The sequence below is a fragment of the Streptomyces sp. SID12501 genome (genome assembly GCF_010550245.1).
Lineage (GTDB): Bacteria > Actinomycetota > Actinomycetes > Streptomycetales > Streptomycetaceae > Streptomyces.
In genome coordinates this window covers 1-402 of record NZ_JAAGLU010000939.1, presented here as the reverse complement: position 1 = coordinate 402, position 402 = coordinate 1, and the positions used below count along the sequence as shown (strand labels likewise).

Sequence of the window (402 nt, the reverse complement as noted above, 5' to 3'; positions counted from 1 at the left end):
CACGTTGCCGTCGGGGTGGAGCGGTTCGGCGGTGAAGGCTTCCTCGGGGTCGGTCTGGGCCGGGAGCACCTCGTACTCGACCATGATCGCGGCGGCGGCCATCCGGGCGGTGTCCGGGTGGTCGGCGGCGACGGCGGCCAGCGGTTCGCCGTGGTGGCGGACGACCTCGGAGGCGAAGACGGGCCGGTCGGCACCGTAGCGGCCGTGCAGCCCCACGCCGGGCACGTCCTCGTGGGTGACGATCGCGTGGACGCCGGGCATCCGGGCGGCCTGCCGGGTGTCGATCGAGGCCACCCGCGCGTGCGCGTGCGGCGAGCGCAGCACGGCGGCCCAGAGCAGCCCCTCGGCCCACAGGTCGGCGGCGTACGGGAAGGTGCCCTCGGTCTTGGCGCGGGCCTCGGC

1 pseudogene is annotated in these 402 nt (G+C 76.4%); it reads right to left on the bottom strand.

The features are described from left to right. Positions 1-402: pseudogene (locus G3I71_RS49235) on the bottom strand (oxidoreductase); the annotation flags it as partial.